The 19,683-nt window shown below is 62.9% G+C and carries 20 protein-coding genes; 10 read left to right on the plus strand and 10 right to left on the minus strand.

Annotation, left to right across the window (positions count from 1 at the left end):
* Nucleotides 1-78: 78 nt before the first annotated feature.
* Entirely contained in the window at nt 79-1,746 is a 1,668-nt protein-coding gene (locus CXR43_RS02365) for an acyl-CoA dehydrogenase family protein (RefSeq protein ID WP_103332421.1), read from the minus strand.
* A gap of 201 nt (nt 1,747-1,947) precedes the next feature.
* On the opposite strand from CXR43_RS02365, the gene CXR43_RS02370 reads away from it, so the two are divergent.
* The gene (locus CXR43_RS02370; RefSeq protein WP_103332422.1) at nt 1,948-2,733 is read left to right on the plus strand and encodes a sulfite exporter TauE/SafE family protein; all 786 of its coding nucleotides are present in this window, start codon (nt 1,948-1,950) and stop codon (nt 2,731-2,733) included.
* Nucleotides 2,734-2,834: 101 nt separating this feature from the next.
* Here the strand turns inward: CXR43_RS02370 and CXR43_RS02375 are convergent, their stop codons facing one another.
* Entirely contained in the window at nt 2,835-4,433 is a 1,599-nt protein-coding gene (locus CXR43_RS02375) for a phosphoenolpyruvate carboxykinase (RefSeq protein ID WP_103332423.1), read from the minus strand.
* A gap of 359 nt (nt 4,434-4,792) precedes the next feature.
* Between CXR43_RS02375 and CXR43_RS02380 the strand changes: the two genes are divergently transcribed.
* From CXR43_RS02380 to CXR43_RS02410, 7 genes are read left to right on the plus strand one after another with little or no spacing between them, the layout of a single operon-like run.
* Complete coding sequence (locus tag CXR43_RS02380; protein ID WP_103332424.1) at nt 4,793-5,494, plus strand: response regulator transcription factor; 702 nt, start codon at nt 4,793-4,795, stop codon at nt 5,492-5,494.
* Nucleotides 5,491-7,194: a sensor histidine kinase gene (locus tag CXR43_RS02385; RefSeq protein WP_103332425.1), complete on the plus strand. Its 1,704-nt coding sequence runs from the start codon at nt 5,491-5,493 to the stop codon at nt 7,192-7,194. Before CXR43_RS02380 ends, CXR43_RS02385 begins: the two co-directional genes overlap by 4 nt.
* A gap of 18 nt (nt 7,195-7,212) precedes the next feature.
* Nucleotides 7,213-7,635, plus strand: a complete 423-nt coding sequence (locus CXR43_RS02390) for an HPr kinase/phosphorylase (protein WP_103332426.1) — start codon at nt 7,213-7,215, stop codon at nt 7,633-7,635.
* Nucleotides 7,619-8,584 (plus strand): RNase adapter RapZ, encoded by a 966-nt coding sequence (gene rapZ / locus CXR43_RS02395; protein WP_103332427.1) that lies wholly within the window; start codon nt 7,619-7,621, stop codon nt 8,582-8,584. The genes CXR43_RS02390 and rapZ overlap by 17 nt, the downstream gene beginning before the upstream one ends.
* Nucleotides 8,581-8,976, plus strand: coding sequence for a PTS sugar transporter subunit IIA (locus tag CXR43_RS02400; protein ID WP_103332428.1), 396 nt, complete (start codon nt 8,581-8,583; stop codon nt 8,974-8,976). Before rapZ ends, CXR43_RS02400 begins: the two co-directional genes overlap by 4 nt.
* A gap of 2 nt (nt 8,977-8,978) precedes the next feature.
* Nucleotides 8,979-9,248 (plus strand): HPr family phosphocarrier protein, encoded by a 270-nt coding sequence (locus CXR43_RS02405; protein WP_103332429.1) that lies wholly within the window; start codon nt 8,979-8,981, stop codon nt 9,246-9,248.
* 32 nt (nt 9,249-9,280) lie between these two features.
* The gene (locus CXR43_RS02410) at nt 9,281-10,162 is read left to right on the plus strand and encodes a lysophospholipid acyltransferase family protein (RefSeq protein ID WP_354000999.1); all 882 of its coding nucleotides are present in this window, start codon (nt 9,281-9,283) and stop codon (nt 10,160-10,162) included.
* 12 nt (nt 10,163-10,174) lie between these two features.
* Here CXR43_RS02410 and CXR43_RS02415 read toward each other — a convergent pair whose 3' ends face one another.
* The gene (locus CXR43_RS02415; protein ID WP_103332430.1) at nt 10,175-11,050 is read right to left on the minus strand and encodes a 3-hydroxybutyryl-CoA dehydrogenase; all 876 of its coding nucleotides are present in this window, start codon (nt 11,048-11,050) and stop codon (nt 10,175-10,177) included.
* A gap of 161 nt (nt 11,051-11,211) precedes the next feature.
* Here CXR43_RS02415 and CXR43_RS02420 point away from each other — a divergent pair, with 161 nt between their 5' ends.
* Complete coding sequence (locus tag CXR43_RS02420) at nt 11,212-12,039, plus strand: DUF6473 family protein (RefSeq protein ID WP_103332431.1); 828 nt, start codon at nt 11,212-11,214, stop codon at nt 12,037-12,039.
* Nucleotides 12,040-12,092: 53 nt separating this feature from the next.
* Here the strand turns inward: CXR43_RS02420 and CXR43_RS02425 are convergent, their stop codons facing one another.
* The 6 genes from CXR43_RS02425 to CXR43_RS02450 form a co-directional block, all read right to left on the minus strand.
* Nucleotides 12,093-13,016, minus strand: a complete 924-nt coding sequence (locus CXR43_RS02425) for an electron transfer flavoprotein subunit alpha/FixB family protein (protein WP_103332432.1) — start codon at nt 13,014-13,016, stop codon at nt 12,093-12,095.
* The gene (locus CXR43_RS02430; RefSeq protein WP_103332433.1) at nt 13,016-13,777 is read right to left on the minus strand and encodes an electron transfer flavoprotein subunit beta/FixA family protein; all 762 of its coding nucleotides are present in this window, start codon (nt 13,775-13,777) and stop codon (nt 13,016-13,018) included. The genes CXR43_RS02425 and CXR43_RS02430 overlap by 1 nt, the downstream gene beginning before the upstream one ends.
* Nucleotides 13,778-13,892: 115 nt before the next feature.
* On the minus strand, nt 13,893-14,465 hold the full coding sequence (locus CXR43_RS02435; protein ID WP_103332434.1) for a cob(I)yrinic acid a,c-diamide adenosyltransferase: 573 nt from the start codon (nt 14,463-14,465) through the stop codon (nt 13,893-13,895).
* Nucleotides 14,466-14,468: 3 nt separating this feature from the next.
* Nucleotides 14,469-14,675, minus strand: a complete 207-nt coding sequence (locus CXR43_RS02440) for a twin transmembrane helix small protein (protein ID WP_103332435.1) — start codon at nt 14,673-14,675, stop codon at nt 14,469-14,471.
* Nucleotides 14,676-14,855: 180 nt separating this feature from the next.
* Nucleotides 14,856-15,680 (minus strand): SDR family NAD(P)-dependent oxidoreductase, encoded by an 825-nt coding sequence (locus tag CXR43_RS02445; RefSeq protein WP_103332436.1) that lies wholly within the window; start codon nt 15,678-15,680, stop codon nt 14,856-14,858.
* 91 nt (nt 15,681-15,771) lie between these two features.
* Complete coding sequence (locus CXR43_RS02450; RefSeq protein ID WP_103332437.1) at nt 15,772-16,314, minus strand: SH3 domain-containing protein; 543 nt, start codon at nt 16,312-16,314, stop codon at nt 15,772-15,774.
* Between the two features lie 197 nt (nt 16,315-16,511).
* Between CXR43_RS02450 and CXR43_RS02455 the strand changes: the two genes are divergently transcribed.
* Nucleotides 16,512-18,815 (plus strand): DNA topoisomerase IV subunit A, encoded by a 2,304-nt coding sequence (locus CXR43_RS02455; protein ID WP_103332438.1) that lies wholly within the window; start codon nt 16,512-16,514, stop codon nt 18,813-18,815.
* Here CXR43_RS02455 and bhcR read toward each other — a convergent pair.
* Nucleotides 18,808-19,638 (minus strand): HTH-type transcriptional regulator BhcR, encoded by an 831-nt coding sequence (gene bhcR, locus CXR43_RS02460; protein WP_103332439.1) that lies wholly within the window; start codon nt 19,636-19,638, stop codon nt 18,808-18,810. The two genes, CXR43_RS02455 and bhcR, sit on opposite strands and share 8 nt — an antisense overlap.
* Nucleotides 19,639-19,683: the final 45 nt, after the last annotated feature.

Consider the following 19,683-nt stretch of genomic DNA (forward strand, 5'->3'; position numbering starts at 1 on the left):
AAAATCTCTTAATGCTGAGGGGTCAAGTTGTTGATATCAAAAGATATCATAACTTGTCCCCCTGTGTTACACGCCACCTCAGTCCAACAGCCGCCGGGCAATCACCTGCGCCTGAATCTCGGCGGCCCCTTCAAAGATGTTCAGGATCCGCGCATCGCACAGGATGCGGCTGATCTGATACTCCAGCGCAAAGCCGTTGCCGCCATGGATCTGCAGGGCATTGTCCGCCGCCGCCCAGGCGACGCGCGCGCCCAGCAGCTTGGCCATCCCGGCCTCCAGATCGCAGCGCTTGTCATGATCCTTCTGCCAGGCGCTGAAATAGGTCAGCTGCCGCGCCACCATGATCTCCACCGCCATCATCGCCAGTTTGCCCGCCACGCGCGGGAATTCGATCAGGGCTTTGCCGAACTGCTTGCGGTCCTCGGCATAGCCCATCCCGACATCCAGCGCGTTCTGAGCCACCCCGATGGCACGGGCGGCGGTCTGGATGCGGGCCGATTCAAAGGTCTGCATCAGCTGTTTGAAGCCTTGCCCTTCGACCCCGCCCAGCAGATTGGCCCCCTTTACCCTGAAATCATCAAAGTTGACGGTGTATTCCTTCATCCCGCGATAGCCCAAAACCTCGATCTCGCCACCCGACAGCCCCGGGTCGACAAAGGGGGCCTCATCGGTGCCGGGGGTCTTCTCGGCCAAGAACATCGACAGACCACGATAATCGGTGGTTGCATCCACAGAGCGCGCCAGAACCGTCATCACATGGGTCCGCGCGGCATGGGTGATCCAGGTCTTGTTGCCGGTGATGGTCCAGTCTTCGCCGTCGCGCCGCGCGCGGGTGCGCAAGGCTCCCAGGTCAGACCCGGTGTTGGGTTCGGTGAACACTGCCGTCGGCAGGATCTCCCCACTGGCCAGCTTGGGCAGCCACTGTGCCTTTTGCTCGGGCGTGCCGCCGCACAGGATCAGTTCCGCAGCGATTTCCGACCGCGTGCCAAGCGACCCGACACCGATATAGCCGCGCGACAATTCTTCCGACACCACGACCATGCTGGCCTTGGACAGGCCAAAGCCGCCGAATTCTTCCGGAATGGTCAGACCGAACACGCCCATTTCGGCCAGCTGGTCGATAACCGACATCGGGATCAATGCATCTTTCAGGTGCCATTCATGGGCAAAGGGCGTCACCTGTTCGGCGGCAAAGCGGCGGAACTGGTCACGGATCATTTCCAGCTCGTCCTCCAGCCCCGTCGCGCCAAAGGTGGCATTGGCGCGCGAGTCGCGCATCAAGGCCACCAGCGCCGCGCGGGCGGCACTGGTATTGCCCTGCGTCATGAGGGTTTGTGCCGCCACGCCAAGGGGCGTGACTTCAAGCCCAAGATCCTGCAGGCGGGCGATTTCGCCCTGGCTCATGGGGATGCCGCCTTGGATCTGATGGAGATATTCGCCAAAGGCGATCTGCAGGATCAGCGCCTCCATCTGGCCAAACTGCCCACCATCCTGCAGTCGCAGCGCCCAGGCCTGCATTTGCCGCAAGGCCTCGGTATAGGTCGCGAGCCAGGACAGCGCATGGGCGGCATATTGATGCTCTTCCATCGCCGGCGCCGAAACCTTGCCCGCGACCGTGACCCGTTCCCGTAAGTTTTCGCGCCCTTGGGCGAAGATCGCCTCGACCTCGGGCAGGGCCCGCGCGGTCAGATCAAGCAGGTCTGCCAGCAAGGGCGAGGTCGGTTGGGTCTGTCCGTCATGGGCCATGGCGTGAGTCCTGTCCTTGAGTCTGTGGGTGAGTCCGAGCTAATCACTTTGCAGGTGCAGCGCAACTTAATTTCAACATAAACCGCGTCAACTGATCGAATATGTCGCGGTCAAAGCGTCGCAGTCGCGCCGCTGCAACGCGTTTCTTCTGCGCGTGCCAAGGGGGTTTTCATTTCCGTTCCGGCGCGCGATGCAGGCGGGATGACGGATGCATTTCTCCTCCATATCTCTGCCGGGCAAGGCCTTTGGCCGTTGTTGGCGGCATTGGCTGTGACCCTGTTTGCCGGTTTTGTCAAAGGCGCAGTCGGCTTTGCCATGCCGCTGATCATGATCTCGGCCTTTTCGGCCTTTCTGCCGCCCGAGGTGGCGCTTGCGGGGTTGATCCTGCCCACATTGATCACCAACCTGAGCCAGGCGTTTCGCCAGGGCATTGCCCCCGCACGGGCGACCGCCTGGGCTTTCCGGCGGTTTCTGATCGGCACGGTGGTCTTTATTGCGATTGCCGCGCAGTTTTTCGACCAGATCCCCCGGGTGGCCTATCTGTTGCTGCTTGGCGTGCCGGTCACGGCTTTTGCGGCGTTGCAACTGGCCGGGGTGCCGCTGGCCCTGCGGCTGGAGCATCGCAACCGCGCCGAATGGGGTCTGGGGGTGATCGGCGGGCTCTACGGGGGGGTGTCGGGCATCTGGGGGCCGCCGTTGCTGGTGTACCTGTTGTCGATCGATGCGCCAAAGCTGGAGGCGATCCGGGCGCAGGGTGTGGTCTTTCTGATCGGCGCGGTGGCGTTGTTGGCCGCGCATCTGACCACTGGGCTTGCGAATGCGCAGACATTGGCGTTTTCGGCGGCCCTGGTGGTGCCGGCGCAGATCGGGATGGTGCTGGGCTACCGGTTGCAGGACCGCTTGCCACAGGCGCGGTTCCGGCGCTGGACTCAGGCGCTGTTAGTGGTGACCGGGCTTAATCTGGTGGTGCAGGCGCTGATGACCTAGGGCGGACCCGCCCGCGTGCGGAACACGCGGGCGCGGCATATGGTCAGCGTAGGATCACCGTATGGCTGACGTATGGCTTACGTAGGGCTGTCTGTGCGGTGTCAGCAGATCGCCGCAGCTTTGATATCGTCGTCGATATAGGGCACATATTGACCGAAGTTCTTTGAGAACATCTCGACCAGTTTGCGCGCCTGCGCATCATAGGCAGCGGTATCGGCCCATGTCGCGCGCGGGTTGAGCAGCGTGGCATCCACGCCCGCCACCGCCACCGGCACGTCAAAGCCGAAGTTCGGATCACGGCGGAATTCAACCCCTGCCAGCGAGCCATCCAGCGCCGCCGTCAGCAGGGCGCGGGTGGCCTTGATCGGCATCCGCTTGCCAGTGCCATAGGCGCCGCCGGTCCAGCCGGTGTTGACCAGCCAGCAGGTGGCCCCCTGTTTCAGGATCTTGTCCTGCAACAGCTTGCCGTACACCTCGGGCCGGCGCGGCATGAAGGGCGCGCCGAAACAGGTGGAGAAGGTCGGGGTGGGTTCGGTGATCCCGCGCTCGGTGCCTGCCACCTTGGAGGTGAAGCCCGACAGGAAATGATACATCGCCTGCGCCGGTGACAGGCGCGCGATGGGGGGCAGCACGCCGAAGGCATCACAGGTCAGCATCACCACATGCTTTGGGTGCCCACCCAAGCCTGTGTCGGATGCGTTGGAAATCGCCTCCAGCGGATAGGCGCAGCGGGTGTTGTCGGTCAGCGAATTGTCGGAAAAGTCCAGATCCAGTGTTTCGGGATCATACACCATGTTTTCGACCACAGTGCCAAAGCGCGACGTGGTGGCATAAATCTCTGGTTCGGCCTTGGGGTCGAGGTTGATGGTCTTGGCGTAGCAGCCGCCTTCAAAATTGAAGATGCCGCGATCGGACCAGCCATGTTCATCATCGCCGATCAGCGTGCGGTCGGGGGCGGCCGACAGCGTGGTCTTGCCGGTGCCCGACAGGCCAAAGAACACGGCCGCATCCACCGGATTGCCGATCGCATGATTGGCCGAGCAGTGCATGGGCATCACGCCGGCTTCGGGCAAAAGGTAGTTCAGGATGGTGAATACCGATTTCTTGTTTTCGCCCGCATAGGCGGTATTGGCGATCAGCACGGTCTTTTCGTCAAAGTTCAGCGCGATCACGGTTTCTGTGCGGCAGCCGTGGCGGGCCGGGTCGGCCTTGAAGCTGGGGACGTTGATGATGGTCCATTCCGGGGTGAACCCGTCGAGTTCGGCAGATGCCGGGCGGCGCAGCAGGTGGCGGATGAACAGGCCGTGCCAGGCCAGTTCGGTGATCACCCGCACATCCAGACGGTGCAGCGGATCGGCCCCGGCATAAAGATCCTGCACGAACATGTCGCGCCCCTTGAGATGCGCCAGCATGTCGGCCTTGAGCAGGGCATAGGCATCTGGCGTCATCGGCGCGTTATTGTCCCACCAGACCGTGTTTTCGACGGAAGGGGTGCGGACCACGAATTTGTCCTTGGGGGAGCGGCCGGTGAACTGCCCGGTCGAGCACAGGAACGCGCCACCCTTGCCCAGACGCCCTTCCCCGCGCGACACGGCAGCTTCGACAAGCGCAGGCTCGATCTGGTTGTAATAGACGTTGCCCAGACCTGTGATGCCTTGCGCTTCAAGGGTCTGTCTTGGGTTCACGCGTCCGTGGTTCATCCTGCAAGCTCCCGTTGCCCGCACCGCAGCGCGGACTGATTTCGGTCATATTCGGTATCCGGGCCAATAGGATACCGGTGGCGCCCAGGGCCATTGGCCGTCACAGACCGCATATAACACAGCGATGACACTTCGGAACAGGCGGCATGACCACAGTTAGCGCAACCATTCTCAGTTTAGCGCAACCATTTTCCGTCCGGTCATGGAAGTGAGGCAAATTAGCCATTCCTTGGCAATTATCGCGTCTGATGGGAACCGAAACCGAGGTGATTCGCACTTCGTTGTTGATTCTGTTGGCAGTTCCCCTGATCATGGTAAAAAAATGAAGATATTCGGGCAGTCACAAGGAAACTCACACCATGGCAAGGATCGCCCTTGTTGACGACGACAGGAACATCCTGACGTCGGTCGCAATGACACTGGAAGCCGAAGGGTTCGAGGTTGAGACCTATAATGACGGTCAGTCGGCCTATGATGCCTTTACCCGCAGAATGCCTGACATGGCGGTGCTTGATATCAAGATGCCGCGCATGGACGGGATGGATCTGCTGCAACGCATCCGGCTCAAGACCAGCATGCCGGTCATCTTCCTGACCTCCAAGGATGACGAGATTGACGAAGTCCTGGGCCTGCGGATGGGGGCCGATGATTATGTGAAAAAGCCGTTCAGCCAGCGTCTGCTGGTTGAACGCATCCGCGCGCTGCTGCGCCGGCAGGATGCCATCGCCACGGGTGAGGTGGCGGTCACCGAAGAAACCAAGATCATGGAGCGCGGCCATCTGCGGATGGACCCGCTGCGCCATTCGGTCAGCTGGAAGGGGCTGGATGTGTCCCTGACCGTGACCGAATTCATGCTGCTTCAGGCCCTTGCCCAGCGTCCCGGTTTCGTCAAGTCGCGCGATCAGCTGATGGACGTGGCCTATGATGACCAAGTCTATGTTGATGATCGCACCATCGACAGTCATATCAAGCGCTTGCGCAAGAAAATGCGCTCGGTGGATGATGAGTTTTCGGCCATCGAGACGCTGTATGGCATTGGCTATCGTTACAACGAAGCATGACCGCGATGCCTCAGGCCGGCCCCAGGGATCCGCAAAACTCAAAGGGCGGTGATGTCCTTCTGAGTGAGGATTGGGTATCGCCTGAGGCGGCTGATCCGGTGTTGCGCGAAAGCCGGGGGCGGCGCAGTCTGGTGTCGCTGAACCGGTCGCCCTTGGCGCGCAAGATCATCATCTTCAACCTGATGGCGCTTCTGGTGCTGGTGGCGGGCGTGTTGTTCCTCAACCCGTTCCGCGACAGTCTGGTGGTGCAGCGCGAACAGGCCTTTGTGACCGAGGCACGGTTGGTGGCCGATGTGTTCGAGGCACGCCTGCCAGCGGAGGGCGTGGTGGACATGGGGCCGGACAGCGTTTTCGCGCGGTCCATCGGGGATATCAGCCTCAGCTCTGGCACGTCGATCTTTGTGATTGCAAAGGATGGCCGGGTGGTGGGCTCTGCCACCGGCGCGATCCGGGTGCCGCAAGAGCGGGAAGATCAATCGACCCTGATCACCGATTTTCTGAACGGGGTATGGGAGAATGCGTCCGCGCTGATGGCCTCTGACCGTGGGCGCGGGGCGGTGATCGACCCTGAAAGTCTGGTGCGGGCCCTGTTTGAACGGGCGATGGCCGGGCAGACGGCGGTCAACCTTAGCACCGGCGCGGAAGGCGGCGCGCTGTTTTCGGTGGTCAGTCCGGTTGAGCGGGCCGGTGAGGTGCTGGCCGTTGTCGCCTTGATCAGCGCCGAGGGTGAGATTGACGCGCTGGTGCGCAATGAGCGCGAACAGATCCTGCAGATGTTTCTGGTGGCCTTGCTGGTGTCCATCGGGCTCAGCCTTGTGCTGGCCTCGACCATCGCCAACCCGTTGTCAGATCTGGCTGCCGCTGCCGAACTGGGGCACGACCGCGACGCGCGCAAGATGCAGCCGGGGCGCATCCGCATTCCGGATCTTGCCGGGCGCCCCGATGAGATCGGGCGTTTGTCTGTGGCGTTGCGCGGTATGGTGGCGGCCCTGTACGACCGGATTGACGCCAATGAACAGTTTGCCGCCGATGTGGCGCATGAAATCAAGAACCCGCTGGCCAGCCTGCGCTCGGCCGTGGCCTCGATGCATCTGGCCAAGCGCGATGATCAGCGCACCCGCTTGCTGGAGGTGATCGATCATGATGTGCGCCGGCTTGACCGGCTGGTGAGCGACATTTCCAATGCCTCGCGGCTGGACAGCGAATTGGTCAAGGAAGAGGAAGAGACCTTCAACCTGACCAGAACCCTGACCAACCTGTGCGAGTATCTGGGCCAGCAGGCGGGTGAAAAGGGGGTTGAGCTGATCACCGATTTCCCGGCGGAGCCGATCATGATTTCCGGGCTGGAGGCGCGGCTGGCGCAGGTTTTTGTCAACCTGATCACCAATGCGGTGTCGTTCTGCGAGGACGGCGATGCGGTGCGGGTCTGGACGCGCAAGCGCGACAACCGTGTGCTGGTCGTGGTCGAGGACACCGGCCCCGGCATTCCCGAACAGGCGCTGACCAAAGTGTTCAAGCGGTTCTATTCCGAACGACCGCAGGGCCAGTTCGGCAACAACTCGGGCCTTGGCCTGTCGATCTCCAAGCAGATCGTCGAGGCCCATGGCGGGGTGATCTGGGCGGAGAACATCCGCCCCACCAATGCCGATGCCACCTCTGACCCGCTCGGCGCGCGGTTCATCGTCGGCCTGCCGGTCTGAGGCAGGGGGGGCCGGGGGATGACGGCGCCGTTGACCCTGCACGCCACCACTGTCGCCTTTGAGGGCCGGGCCATCCTGCTGACCGGGGCCTCGGGCAGCGGAAAATCCGCCCTGGCGCTGCAGCTGATGGCGATCGGCGCCACATTGGTTGCGGATGATCAGACCCGGCTGACCCTGCAGGGCACAGAGATCCTTGCCAGCTGTCCCGCCCCGATTGCCGGGCTGATCGAGGCGCGGGGCATTGGCCTGCTCAACGCGCCCCATCTGGCGCAGGGCAGCGTGGCGCTTGTGGTCGATCTGGACCGGGTGGAAACAGACCGTTTGCCCATCCATCGGTATATCACCATATTGGGACAGCGCCTTTCCCTTGTACTTGGCAGCAAATCGGCCCATTTTCCTTCTTCGCTTAAGCATTACATCCTGCATGGGAGGCGGGATTAGCAGTTTGGAAAACGTGGCAGACATCGATCACCTTTCGCCCAGGGACCATCAGGTGGTTCTGGTGACTGGCCCGTCCGGGGCCGGCAGGTCCACTGCGGTCAACGCGCTGGAGGATCTGGGGTATGAGGTGATCGACAACCTGCCACTGTCGCTGGTGCCCCGGCTGATCGACGGGCCGGCGACCGCGCAACCGCTGGCGCTTGGCCTTGATGTCCGCAACCGCGATTTTGCCGCCTCAAGCCTGATCGAGCTGATTGACCGGCTGACCCGCGACCCGCGCGTGCAGTTGACCGTCCTCTATCTTGATTGCCAGCCGGCCGTTCTGGTGCAGCGCTACAGTGAAACCCGCCGCCGCCACCCGCTGGCCCCCAGCGACAGCCCCGAAGCCGGGATCGAGCGGGAGATCGATCTGCTGGCCCCCATCCGGGCCCGCGCCGACCATCTGATCGACACCACGGATCTGACGGTGCACGGGCTCAAGGCCGAGGTCGCACGCTGGTTTGCCCGAGGGCAGGGGCCGACCCTGTCGGTGTCGGTGCAAAGCTTCAGCTACAAGCGCGGTGTGCCGCGTGGCGTCGATCTGGTGTTCGACTGCCGGTTTCTGCGCAATCCGCATTGGGAACCGGCGCTGCGCGGCCAGGATGGCCGCGATTCGCAGGTGGTTGACCATATCCGCGCCGACCCCCGCTTTGCCGAGTTCACCCAGAGGGTGAGTGATCTGATTGGCTTTCTGCTTCCGGCCCATGTCGAGGAGGGGCGGTCGCATGTCAGCATTGCCTTTGGGTGTACCGGGGGGCAACACAGGTCCGTTGCCGTAGCGGAAATGATGGGTGATACCCTTGCAGAGTCAGGCTGGGCAGTGTCAAAACGGCACCGGGAACTGGAGCGACGGGCCGCCGCCGATCCATCTGCCACGGGCGCGCAGGCAACAAGGATGGACGGCGTTTGATCGGGATCGTGATCGTGGCACATGGCGGGCTTGCGCGCGAATACCTCGCCGCCGTCGAACATGTCGTCGGACCGCAATCGGGCATGCGCGCCATTTCCATCGAGGATGACCATGACCGCGCGGCCAAACAGGCCGAGATCTGTGGGGCGGCGGATGCGGTGGACAAGGGGGCGGGGGTTGTGGTGGTCACCGACATGTTCGGCGGATCACCCTCGAACCTGTCGTTGATGGCCTGTTGCGGGCCTGACCGGCGGATCATCTATGGCGCAAATCTGCCGATGCTGATCAAACTGGCCAAGACCCGCGATGTTTCGGTGGCAACGGCGGTGGCCGCAGCGCTGGACGCGGGGCGCAAATACATCAACAGCCTCGATCTGGGCGGAGGGGCCTGACTTTGGTGGATAAAACGCTTCATATCGTCAATGAAAAGGGCCTTCACGCCCGCGCCAGTGCCAAGTTTGTCGAAGTGGTCGAAGCGCATGAGGCGCAGGCGCAGGTCAGCAAGGACGGCATGACGGTGTCGGGCGATTCCATCATGGGCCTTTTGATGTTGGCAGCCTCTCGCGGAACCTCTATTGAGGTGACGACCACGGGGGCCGACGCGGACTCTCTGGCCGAGGCGCTCAGTGCGCTGGTGGCCAACCGCTTCGGGGAAGAGTACTGAGCCACAAGGTGGTGCAGAAAGGCCGACGGATCGTGACCGAACATCCGCAGATTGAGACCCATATCCGCCAAGAGGCCCGCCGCGGGCTGCCGGAGCGCCCCTATGACATGCGCCGCCTGTCCTATGCGGGCAGCTTTTCAAACCCGGTCAAGGCCGGGACGATCCGCGCGATCGAATGGCTGACCGCCAAGATCACCCTGCTGCGGCTGATCCGCGAATTTGAGCGCGCCGGCGCGCCCTTCGGCTCGCCGTTCTGGCCCAAGGCCCTGCGCCATATGGGCATCCGAATTGATACCCCGCCGGAAGAGGTGGCGCATATCCCGCCGACTGGCCCGGTTGTGGTGGTGTCGAACCATCCGCATGGGCTGGTGGATGGGATGATCCTGGCCGAGATCGTGAATCGGGTGCGGTCGGATTTCAAGATCCTGACCCGTTCCTTGCTGACCGGGATACCGGAGGTTGAGGAGTTCATGATCCCGGTGCCCTTCCCGCATGAAGAAAACGCGCGCGAGGCGGGGCTGGTGATGCGCAACGAGACGATGGAGCATCTGAAACGCGGCGGCGTCATCATCCTGTTCCCCGCGGGCAAGGTGGCGATGTCCGAAGGCTTCTTTGGCCCGGCCATCGAGGCGGAATGGAACGTCTTTACCCACAAGATGATCCAGCGGTCCGGGGCGACCATTGTGCCGGTGCATTTCACCGGTCAGAACAGCCGGCTGTTCCTGATTGCCAACAAGCTGTCCGATACGCTGCGGCAGGGCCTGCTGCTGTATGAAATCAAGCGCGCCCTGTTCAAGCCGCAGCGCCCGCATATCGGGGCTGCCATCCCGGCGTCTGAACTGACGAAATGGGAAGGCAACCCGCGCGGTTTTCTGGCCTGGCTGCGCCAGCACACGCTTGATCTGGGCCGATAGCGGCCCGCGCGCTCAGCGGGTCGGCACCGGCGTTTCGCCGCGATAGTCATAGAACCCGCGCTGGGTCTTGCGGCCCAGCCAGCCCGCCTCGACATATTTGGTCAGCAGCGGGCAGGGGCGGTACTTGGTATCGGCCAGCCCGTCATGCAGCACGTTCATGATGGCAAGACAGGTGTCCAGCCCGATGAAATCCGCCAGCTCCAGCGGCCCCATCGGATGATTGGCCCCCAGTTTCAGCGACTCGTCGATCGATTTGACCGAGCCCACCCCTTCATACAGCGTATAGACCGCTTCATTGATCATCGGCATCAGGATGCGGTTGACGATGAAGGCCGGGAAGTCTTCGGCCGAGGCTGCGGTTTTGCCCAGGCGGCGCACCACCGCATGCATCGCATCCCAGGTTTCCTGATCGGTGGCGATGCCCCGGATCAGTTCGACCAGTTGCATCACCGGCACCGGGTTCATGAAATGGAACCCCATGAACTTTTCCGGCCGGTCCGTGCGGCTGGCCAATCGGGTGATCGAAATCGAAGAGGTGTTCGAGGTCAGAATCGTATGGGGCTTGAGATGCGGCAACAGGTCTTCGAAAATCGCCTGTTTGACGGTTTCGCGCTCGGTCGCGGCTTCGATGATCAGATCACAGGGGCCGACTTCGGCCAAGACCAGCGTGGTCTTGATTCGCGCCATGGCGGCGGCCTTGTCTTCGGCGCTGACCTTGCCGCGCGTGACCTGGCGTTCGATATTGCGGTCGATGATCGAAATGGCATTGGTCAGGGCCGCTTCCTTCACATCGGTCAGGATCACATCATAGCCGGCAAGCGCAAAGACATGGGCAATGCCATTGCCCATCTGCCCGGCCCCGACCACGCCCACAGTTGATATTTCCATCCCGGATGTCCTTTTCTGCCGTCGGCGCAACCATAGGCGTGGCCTTCGGACGGGGCAAGGGCGCTGCGTTGCGGCGCATTTGTCTCAAATCCCACTTTTAGGAGGTTGGTAACGGAAAGCTGCAAATGTGCCCGCGGGTGTCTAAAACTTTGGTGGGTGTGATGACGTATGAATATACGGGCGGCGGGTCGCTCGACTACTACCTATGCCGGTACGGCGACTCCCGCGTCGCGTTCCGTGGTCCTCGGCGTGATCTGGACCGGCCCTATGTGGTCATGGTGGGGGGCACGGAAACCTTTGGGAAATTCGTGCCCGAACCCTTCCCGGCATTGGTTGAAGCGGCAACCGGGCTGCGGGTGGTCAATCTTGGCGTCGTCAATGCCGGGCTTGATCTGTACCTCAAAGATCCCAGCGTGCTCGACATCGCGGCGCGGGCGCAGGTGGCGGTGATTCAGATCGTCGGCGCGCAGAACCTCAGCAATCGGTTCTACACGGTGCACGCCCGGCGCAACGACCGGTTTCTGTTTGCGTCACACGCGCTGCGCGATCTTTACGGGGACGTGGATTTCACCGACTTCAGTTTTACCCGGCACATGCTGCACACGCTGCAAGCCCTTTCGGCCGACCGGTTCGAGGTGCTGGCCGAAGAGCTGCGCACGGCCTGGGTGGCCCGGATGAAGACGTTGCTTGCCTTGCTGCCCTGCCCGACCATCCTGTTGTGGGTGGGTGCTACCCCGCCGCCCATGCCGGGGCGGAGGTCGGATCTGGTGCAGAATCCGCTGCTGGTCGATGCCGAAATGGTCGCTGCCCTGCGCGCGCGGGCCACCTGCTATGTTGAAATCCTGCCGTCGCCGGAGGCTCTGGCATGCGGTACGGCCGGCATGGCCTTCGGGCCGCTGGACCAGCCGGTGGCACAGCTGCTGCCGGGTCCGGCCGTTCATCGCCAGATCGCCGATCAGCTTGGGCCAGAGCTGTTGCGGTTGCTGTAAATGCAAACGGGCACCCAAAGGGGTGCCCGTCCTCGATGCGCCGTGTCAGAGCCTTAGAGCTTCTCGGTCAGTTCCGGCACGAGGGTGAACAGATCGCCGACCAGACCATAATCGGCCACCTGGAAGATCGGGGCTTCTTCGTCCTTGTTGATCGCGACGATCACCTTGCTGTCCTTCATCCCGGCCAGGTGCTGGATGGCGCCGGAGATTCCGACCGCGACATAGAGCTTGGGTGCCACAACCTTGCCGGTTTGCCCGACCTGCCAGTCGTTTGGCGCATAGCCCGAATCAACGGCGGCCCGGCTTGCCCCCACGGCCGCGCCCAGCTTGTCCGCCAGCCCTTCGATCAGCTTGAAGTCCTCTTCCGACCCGACGCCACGCCCGCCCGACACCACAATGCCTGCACTGGTCAGGTCTGGCCGGTCGCTGGAGGCCACCTTGTCTTCTACCCAGGACGACAGGGCTTCGACAGGGCCGGTCACCGGTTCTACCGCGACCGAGCCACCCGAGCCCACGCCGGTAAAGTTGGCGGTGCGGATGGTCATCACCTTGGTCGCGTCAGACGATTTTACCGTCTGGATGGCGTTGCCGGCATAGATCGGGCGTTCAAAGGTGTCGGCATCGATCACAGCCGTCACATCCGACAGCACCATCACGTCCAGCAGCGCTGCCACGCGCGGCATCACATTCTTGCAAAACGCGGTCGAGGCCCCGGCAATGTGGGAATAATCCCCGGCCAAAGACACGATCAGCGCGGCGGTGGATTCCGCCAGACCATGTTCATAGGCGGCGTCAGCGGCAAACAGCACACGCGCCACACCATCCAGCTTGGCAGCCTCGGCCGCAGCAGACTCGCCGCCCTGGCCCGCGACCAGAATATGCACATCGCCGAGCGGCTTTACCGCCGTGACGGTCTTGGCCACCGCATCGGTGGCCAGTTGTCCGTCATTCACATCGGCCAGAAGGAGAACAGCCATCAGATCACCCCCGCTTCATCTTTGAGTTTTGCAATCAGCTCGTCGACCGAGCCCACCTTGATCCCGGCCTTGCGGCCTGCGGGTTCCACCGTTTTGAGCACCGACAGACGTGGGGCGACGTCCACGCCGTAATCGGCGGGGGTCTTGGCGGCCAGAGGCTTGGCCTTGGCCTTCATGATATTGGGCAGGCTGGCATAGCGCGGTTCGTTCAGGCGCAGATCCACCGTGACGATGGTTGGCATCTTCACCGAAATCGTCTGCAAGCCGCCGTCAACCTCGCGCGTCACCTTTGCGGTGTCGCCGTCAATCACCAGCTCACTGGCGAATGTCGCCTGCGACCAGCCCAGCAGGGCCGAAAGCATCTGCCCGGTGGCATTCATGTCATTGTCGATGGCCTGCTTGCCGCAGAGCACCAGCCCGGGGGCTTCTTCCTTGACCACCGCCGCCAGCAATTTGGCCACGGCCAGCGGCTCGATGTCGGTCTGCACGCTATCGGTCGCCTCGATCAGAATGGCGCGGTCCGCCCCCATGGCCAGCGCGGTGCGCAGCGTTTCCTGGCTTTGCTTGACCCCGATCGACACCACGACAACCTCGGTCGCGACGCCTTTTTCCTTCAGACGGATCGCCTCTTCGACGGCGATCTCGTCGAAGGGGTTCATCGACATCTTCACATTGGCCAGATCGACACCGCTCCCGTCCGCTTTGACGCGCACTTTCACGTTGTAGTCGATCACACGTTTGACGGGCACCAGCACCTTCATCGACGCAAATCTCCTATAGGTTCAAGCTCTCTGCCCCGGTAAGTAGCGGGTCTGGACCCTGCGCGACAGTGCAAAATCGACGCGCTCCCCTCCGGGAACGCCACGTTTTCCCGGTTCAGCGGGTCAGACCCGGCACCCACAGCACATCGGCTTTGCCATCGTCATTGGCAATGCGCCCTGCCACAAAGAACCAGTCCGACAGCCGGTTGAGATACTTTACCGCTTCGGCATTCACCTCTTCCAGGGTGCCCAGTTCCACCACAAGCCGCTCGGCCCGGCGACAGACGGTGCGGCACAGGTGCAACTGTGCGGCCAAGGCACTGCCGCCGGGCAGGATAAAGCTGCGCAGCGGGGTCAGGCGGGCGTTCCAGGCATCAATCTCATGTTCCAGCCGGGTGACCTGGCTCTCGACCATGCGCAGCGGTGTGTAGGACAGGTCCTTGTCCTTGTGCATGTCAGGCGTGCACAGGTCGGCCCCCAGATCGAACAGATCGTTGGAAATCCGGGCCAGCGCCGCGTCCATTTCAGGATCGGCGTGCAGGCGGGCAAGGCCCACTGTGGCATTGGTTTCGTCCACCGTGCCATAGGCCGAGACCCGCAGGCTGTGCTTGGCCACCCGCGCGCCATTGCCCAGCGCCGTTTCCCCGGCATCCCCGGTCTTTGTGTAGATTTTCGACAGAACGACCAAGGCTTAGCTCCCTTTGCTGCGCAGATAGGCGAAGCCGACAATCAGCAGAACCGCCAGCGCCTGGGCCGCGATGCGGTAGCGCATCAGGCGGTTGGCATGTTTGCGGTTGAAGTCGCCGCCTTTGGCAAAGCCTCCGATTCCGATCATCAGAATGATCAGAACCCCAAGGCTGGCAACGGCAGCCAGAATGAACAGCGGATCATCAAGCATGGGTATCCCCTTCCTGTCCGCATGACTTAGGCGGCAATCGCGCAAAAGCGAAGGCCAATTTTGCACGCGCAGGCACGCGCGGGGGATCGGTCTTCGCAGCGGCGCGCGCCGCATTCCGTGGCAACGCCGCCGAGCGGGGGCTCGATGCCCCCCGAGGTGGCCCCTGTTGCGGCGGTCCTGTCAGCCTTTGGCGATCAGCCAGTCCAGCGTGCGCGTCGGCAGAACCCGGCGCAGGAAGCCCATCAGATGGGTCGGCGTTGTGACATAATAGCGCGCCCGGGGCCGGGGGCTTTCCAGCGCGTGGATCAGCTTTTTGGTCACCGCACTGGCGGGCAGTTCAAACCGGTCCGGGCCGCGGTCTTCATACAGGCGCCCGCGCAGGCCGGCGTATTCGGCGGCGCGCGCCGAGTTTTCCCAGTCGATCCACTTTTCGAAATGCGCAATCGCATTGGCGCGGATGTGGCTGGTCACCGGTCCGGGTTCGATCAGGCTGATCGAGATGCCGGTGCCCTGCATTTCGATGCGCAGCACATCGGTCAGCCCTTCCAGGGCGAATTTGGTCGAAACATAGGCCCCGCGCCATTTGATCCCGACCAGACCCAGCACCGACGAGCAGTTCACGATCCGCCCATGCCCTTGCGCCCGCATCACCGGAATCACCCGGCGGGTCAGGTCATGGGGGCCGAACAGATTGGTCTCGAAGATCTCGCGCAGCGCGCCGCGCGGCAGGTCTTCCACCGCGCCGGGGCAGGCAAAGGCGCCGTTGTTGTACAGCGCGTCCAATGTACCGCCGGTCGCGTCCAGCACCTGCGCCAGGGCCGTCTCGATGCTGGCCTCATCGGCATAGTCGAGCCGGGGGCTGTCAAACCCTTCGGCGCGCAAAAGGTCGCAATCGGCCTGTTGGCGACAACTGGCAAAGACCCGCCAGCCGCGTGCCCGCAAGCCCCGCGCTGCATCCAGCCCGATGCCCGAGGAACATCCTGTGATAAGAATTGACTGTGCCATGCTCTGCCCGTTCGTTTTTTTTCCTGCTTAGGATGAAACGACGGGGCAGCAAAGCGGTAATGCGGATAGGTTTGGCGGATGGCTCCAGGGCTCAGGGCGCGCTGTCGCTCAGGAAGGACATCGACATGAAGCCGTCGATGCCATCGCCTTCCATGCGGACGCGGGCCCAGCCATTGTCTTCCATTGCCACCACGGTGACGGCCTCGCCGCGCGTCAGCCGGCCCAGAACCTCATTGCGAGTTGACGGTCCGCTGCGCACATTGACCGACCGGCCGGTTACATACCACAGCTTGCCGTCGGTCGCGGAAGGGGTGGTCGCAGCGTCGCTGCGGGCCTGAACGGCGCGTGGCTGCATGATCGGTTGAGATGTCCCGAAGGTCACCGGAATGACGGCCGCATCAGAAGGGGCAGGGGTCTGGGGCGGGAGCGTCGCCGGTTCGGCAAAGGCGGCCCCTGTGGCTGAGGGCCTGTTGACCCTCTCCTCGGTTGCCATCGCTTCGCTTGGCGCTGCGACATCCCGCGCTGGAGCGCGCGCTGCCTCTGCCAGGCCAAAGCGCATTTGCCCCTTGTCCTGCCCCCCGATCTGAAGGGTCAGATACAACCCCGCACACAACACCAGCAGCATTCGGATCATTCGGGCACCTGAGACTTGAGCATTCAAAATTCGATATGGGGCCTGCGTTCACGCCCCTGTCACACGGTATCAACCCGCCGTGATGCAAGTGGTTCCCCATGGTGCGGACAGTTTGAAAACTTTTGGCCTCAAACCCGCGTCATGCTCGTCCGCATTTCGGTCTGGACCGGCAGCGCCCTGCAGATTACACCACCCCCATGTCAGACAATACCGATCCGCCCAAGACCGAACCTGTCGAATTGGCCGAGCCTCTGAGCCGGGCCATTGGCGAACGGTATCTGACCTATGCGTTGTCCACCATCATGCACCGCGCGCTGCCCGATGCGCGTGACGGGCTGAAACCGGTGCACCGCCGAATCCTGTTTGCCATGCGTGAGTTGCGCCTGTCGGCCACATCCGCCTTCCGCAAATCGGCCAAGATCGCCGGCGATGTGATGGGCAACTATCACCCGCATGGCGACGCCGCCATTTATGACGCGATGGCGCGTCTGGCGCAGGATTTCAACGTCCGCTATCCGCTGGTCGACGGGCAGGGCAACTTTGGCAATATTGACGGCGATAACCCCGCCGCCAGCCGCTATACCGAAGCCCGCCTGACCGCGATTGCGGAAACGCTGATGGAGGGGCTGACCGAAAACGCGGTCGATTACCGGCCCAATTATGACGGCACGCTGGAAGAGCCGGTGGTCATGCCCGCCGCCTTTCCGAACCTGCTGGCCAACGGGTCCAGCGGCATTGCGGTCGGCATGGCCACCAATATTCCGCCGCATAACCTGGATGAGCTGATCGAAGGCTGCCACGCCATGCTGCGCAACCCCGAGATCACCACCGCAGAGCTTGTCGATCTGATTCCCGGGCCGGATTTTCCCACCGGCGGCATCATGGTGGAACCCCGTTCCGTGATGCTTGATGCCTATGAAACCGGGCGCGGCTCGTTCCGCACCCGGGCCAAATGGCAGGTCGAGGATCTGGGCCGCGGCACCTGGCAGATCGTTGTCACCGAGATCCCCTATCAGGTCGCCAAATCCAAGCTGATCGAAAAGCTGGCCGAGCTGATCCAGACCAAGAAGATTCCGCTTCTGGCCGATGTGCGCGACGAATCCGCCGAAGATGTCCGCATCGTGCTGGAGCCGCGCGCCAAGACAGTGGACCCCGAGGTGCTGATGGGCACGCTGTTCCGCAATTCCGATCTGGAAACCCGGTTCAGCCTGAACATGAACGTGCTGATCGACGGCAAGGTGCCAAAGGTCTGCAGCCTGAAAGAGGTGCTGCGCGCCTTTCTGGACCACCGCCGCGATGTGCTGCGCCGCCGCTCGCTGCACCGGATGGAAAAGATCGACCACCGGCTGGAGATTCTCGAAGGCTTCATCATCACCTTCCTGAACCTTGACCGGGTGATCGACATCATCCGCTATGACGCCGATCCCAAAGCCGCCCTGATGCGTGAAGACTGGGGCAAGCCCCATGCCCGGGCGCCTTCGGAAAAGGATTACACCCCGCCCGCTGCGGGTGAGGGGGAATTGACCGAGGTTCAGGCCGAAGCCATCCTCAACATGCGGCTGCGGTCCTTGCGCAAGCTGGAAGAGATGGAGCTGATTGCCGAACGCGATGCCCTGATGAAGGAACGCGCCGGGCTGGCCGATCTGCTGGAAAGCGACCGTCTGCAATGGAAGCAGATCGGCATCGAGTTGGACGCCATCCGCAAGCAATTCGGCAAAGGCACCAAACTTGGCGCCCGCCGCACCGCCTTTGCCGAGGCGGGGGTGATCGAGGATGTGCCCTATGAGGCAATGATCGAACGTGAACCGATCACCGTGATCTGTTCAAAAATGGGCTGGATCCGGGCCTTGAAGGGCCATGTCGATCTGACCGCCGAGCAGAAGTTCAAGGACGGCGACGGTCCGCGCTTTGCCTTCCACGCGGAAACCACCGACAAGATCCTGCTGATCGCCGCCAATGGCCGGTTCTACACGCTGATCGGGGCCAACCTGCCCGGCGGGCGTGGCATGGGCGAACCTGTCCGGCTGATGGTTGATCTGCCCAATGATGCCGAAATTGTCTCTCTGACGATCTTCCAGCCGGGGCAGAAACTGCTGGTCGCCTCTTCTGCCGGGGACGGGTTCATCGTGCCATCGGAAGAGGTGCTGGCCCAGACCCGCGCCGGCAAACAGGTGCTGACGGTGCGCGAGGGTGTGACGACGGCCGTGGTGACCGTGGCGCGCGGCGACCATGTGGCCGTGGTTGGCGAAAACCGCAAAGTGCTGGTCTTCCCGCTGTCCGAGTTGCCGGAAATGGCACGGGGCAAGGGCGTGCGGCTGCAAAAGTACAAGGATGGCGGCTTGTCCGATGCCATCACCTTCACGCTGGCCGATGGGCTGACATGGAAAGACCCGGCCGGACGCACCCGCAGCGAACCTGATCTGGCCGAATGGCTGGGCCCCCGCGCCGGGGCTGGCAAGATGGCGCCGCGGGGCTTCCCGCGCGACAACAAATTCAGCTGACGCCGCCTCCGGGCTGTAGCCCCCCGGTCGCCTCTGTCACCTGATCCGCCGCCGCCCGCACCAATGCCCCGATGCGCGCGGTGTCCTCCAGCGCGATGCGGAAGGCGGGGCCAGAGACGGAAAGCCCGGCCACCGGCTCACCATGGCTGTTGAAGATCGGGGCCGCCACGCAGCGCATGCCGGGCGCGCGTTCCTGATCATCAATCGCGTAGCCGCGCGCCCTTGTGGCCGCCAGATCGCGGAACAGATCGGCCTCGGTGCCCAGCGTCCGGTCGGTGAAGCGCTCCAGCCCCTTGCGCTCGATCACCCGCCGCACCCGGAGGTCGCCATACCAGGCCAGCAGCGCCTTGCCGATGCCCGACACATGCATCGGGGCCTTGGTGCCGGGCGGAAAGAAGGCGCGGATTGCCTCATGCGTTTCCACCTGAGACAGGAACAGCACCTCATCCCCGGCCTCGATCCCCAGATTGGCGGTCTCGCCGCTGTCGCGCATCAGCATGTCCATCGGATGGCGCGACCGCTCCACCACCTTGGTGCGGCGCAGGAAGGTGCTGCCGACGCGGAAGGCGCCGGGGCCGATGTGCCACAGCTGCCCGCCCTCTTCGGCCTCGACCATGTCGCGCCCCTGCAGCGTGACCAGCGCGCGGAACACGGTTGCAACCGCCTCGTTGCTGGCCGCCGCCAGTTCTGACAGCGACAATCCGGGCCGCGCTGCCACCAGTTCCAAAAGCGCCAAACCGCGATCCAGCGCCTGCACCGTGTTCTGATCCGTCTTGTCATGAAAGGCCCTGGGGCGGCCGCGTGGACGAGGGGGGGTGGTCATGTCCTGCACCTTTGTGATTGGTGTGAAAAACGGTTGAGCGTTGAT

Origin of the sequence: Pseudotabrizicola formosa (assembly GCF_002900965.1) — a bacterium.
Classification (GTDB): domain Bacteria; phylum Pseudomonadota; class Alphaproteobacteria; order Rhodobacterales; family Rhodobacteraceae; genus Pseudotabrizicola; species Pseudotabrizicola formosa.

Coding starts and splice junctions, on each gene's coding strand:
- CXR43_RS02415 (WP_103332430.1), bottom strand. CDS start 11,050: ATGGAAATATCAACTGTGGGCGTGGTCGGGGCCGGGCAGATGGGCAAT.
- CXR43_RS02455 (WP_103332438.1), top strand. CDS start 16,512: ATGTCAGACAATACCGATCCGCCCAAGACCGAACCTGTCGAATTGGCC.
- bhcR (WP_103332439.1), bottom strand. CDS start 19,638: ATGACCACCCCCCCTCGTCCACGCGGCCGCCCCAGGGCCTTTCATGAC.
- CXR43_RS02370 (WP_103332422.1), top strand. CDS start 1,948: ATGACGGATGCATTTCTCCTCCATATCTCTGCCGGGCAAGGCCTTTGG.
- CXR43_RS02380 (WP_103332424.1), top strand. CDS start 4,793: ATGGCAAGGATCGCCCTTGTTGACGACGACAGGAACATCCTGACGTCG.
- CXR43_RS02385 (WP_103332425.1), top strand. CDS start 5,491: ATGACCGCGATGCCTCAGGCCGGCCCCAGGGATCCGCAAAACTCAAAG.
- CXR43_RS02450 (WP_103332437.1), bottom strand. CDS start 16,314: ATGATCCGAATGCTGCTGGTGTTGTGTGCGGGGTTGTATCTGACCCTT.
- rapZ (WP_103332427.1), top strand. CDS start 7,619: ATGGGAGGCGGGATTAGCAGTTTGGAAAACGTGGCAGACATCGATCAC.
- CXR43_RS02390 (WP_103332426.1), top strand. CDS start 7,213: ATGACGGCGCCGTTGACCCTGCACGCCACCACTGTCGCCTTTGAGGGC.
- CXR43_RS02375 (WP_103332423.1), bottom strand. CDS start 4,433: ATGAACCACGGACGCGTGAACCCAAGACAGACCCTTGAAGCGCAAGGC.
- CXR43_RS02365 (WP_103332421.1), bottom strand. CDS start 1,746: ATGGCCCATGACGGACAGACCCAACCGACCTCGCCCTTGCTGGCAGAC.
- CXR43_RS02440 (WP_103332435.1), bottom strand. CDS start 14,675: ATGCTTGATGATCCGCTGTTCATTCTGGCTGCCGTTGCCAGCCTTGGG.
- CXR43_RS02430 (WP_103332433.1), bottom strand. CDS start 13,777: ATGAAGGTGCTGGTGCCCGTCAAACGTGTGATCGACTACAACGTGAAA.
- CXR43_RS02445 (WP_103332436.1), bottom strand. CDS start 15,680: ATGGCACAGTCAATTCTTATCACAGGATGTTCCTCGGGCATCGGGCTG.
- CXR43_RS02420 (WP_103332431.1), top strand. CDS start 11,212: ATGACGTATGAATATACGGGCGGCGGGTCGCTCGACTACTACCTATGC.
- CXR43_RS02425 (WP_103332432.1), bottom strand. CDS start 13,016: ATGGCTGTTCTCCTTCTGGCCGATGTGAATGACGGACAACTGGCCACC.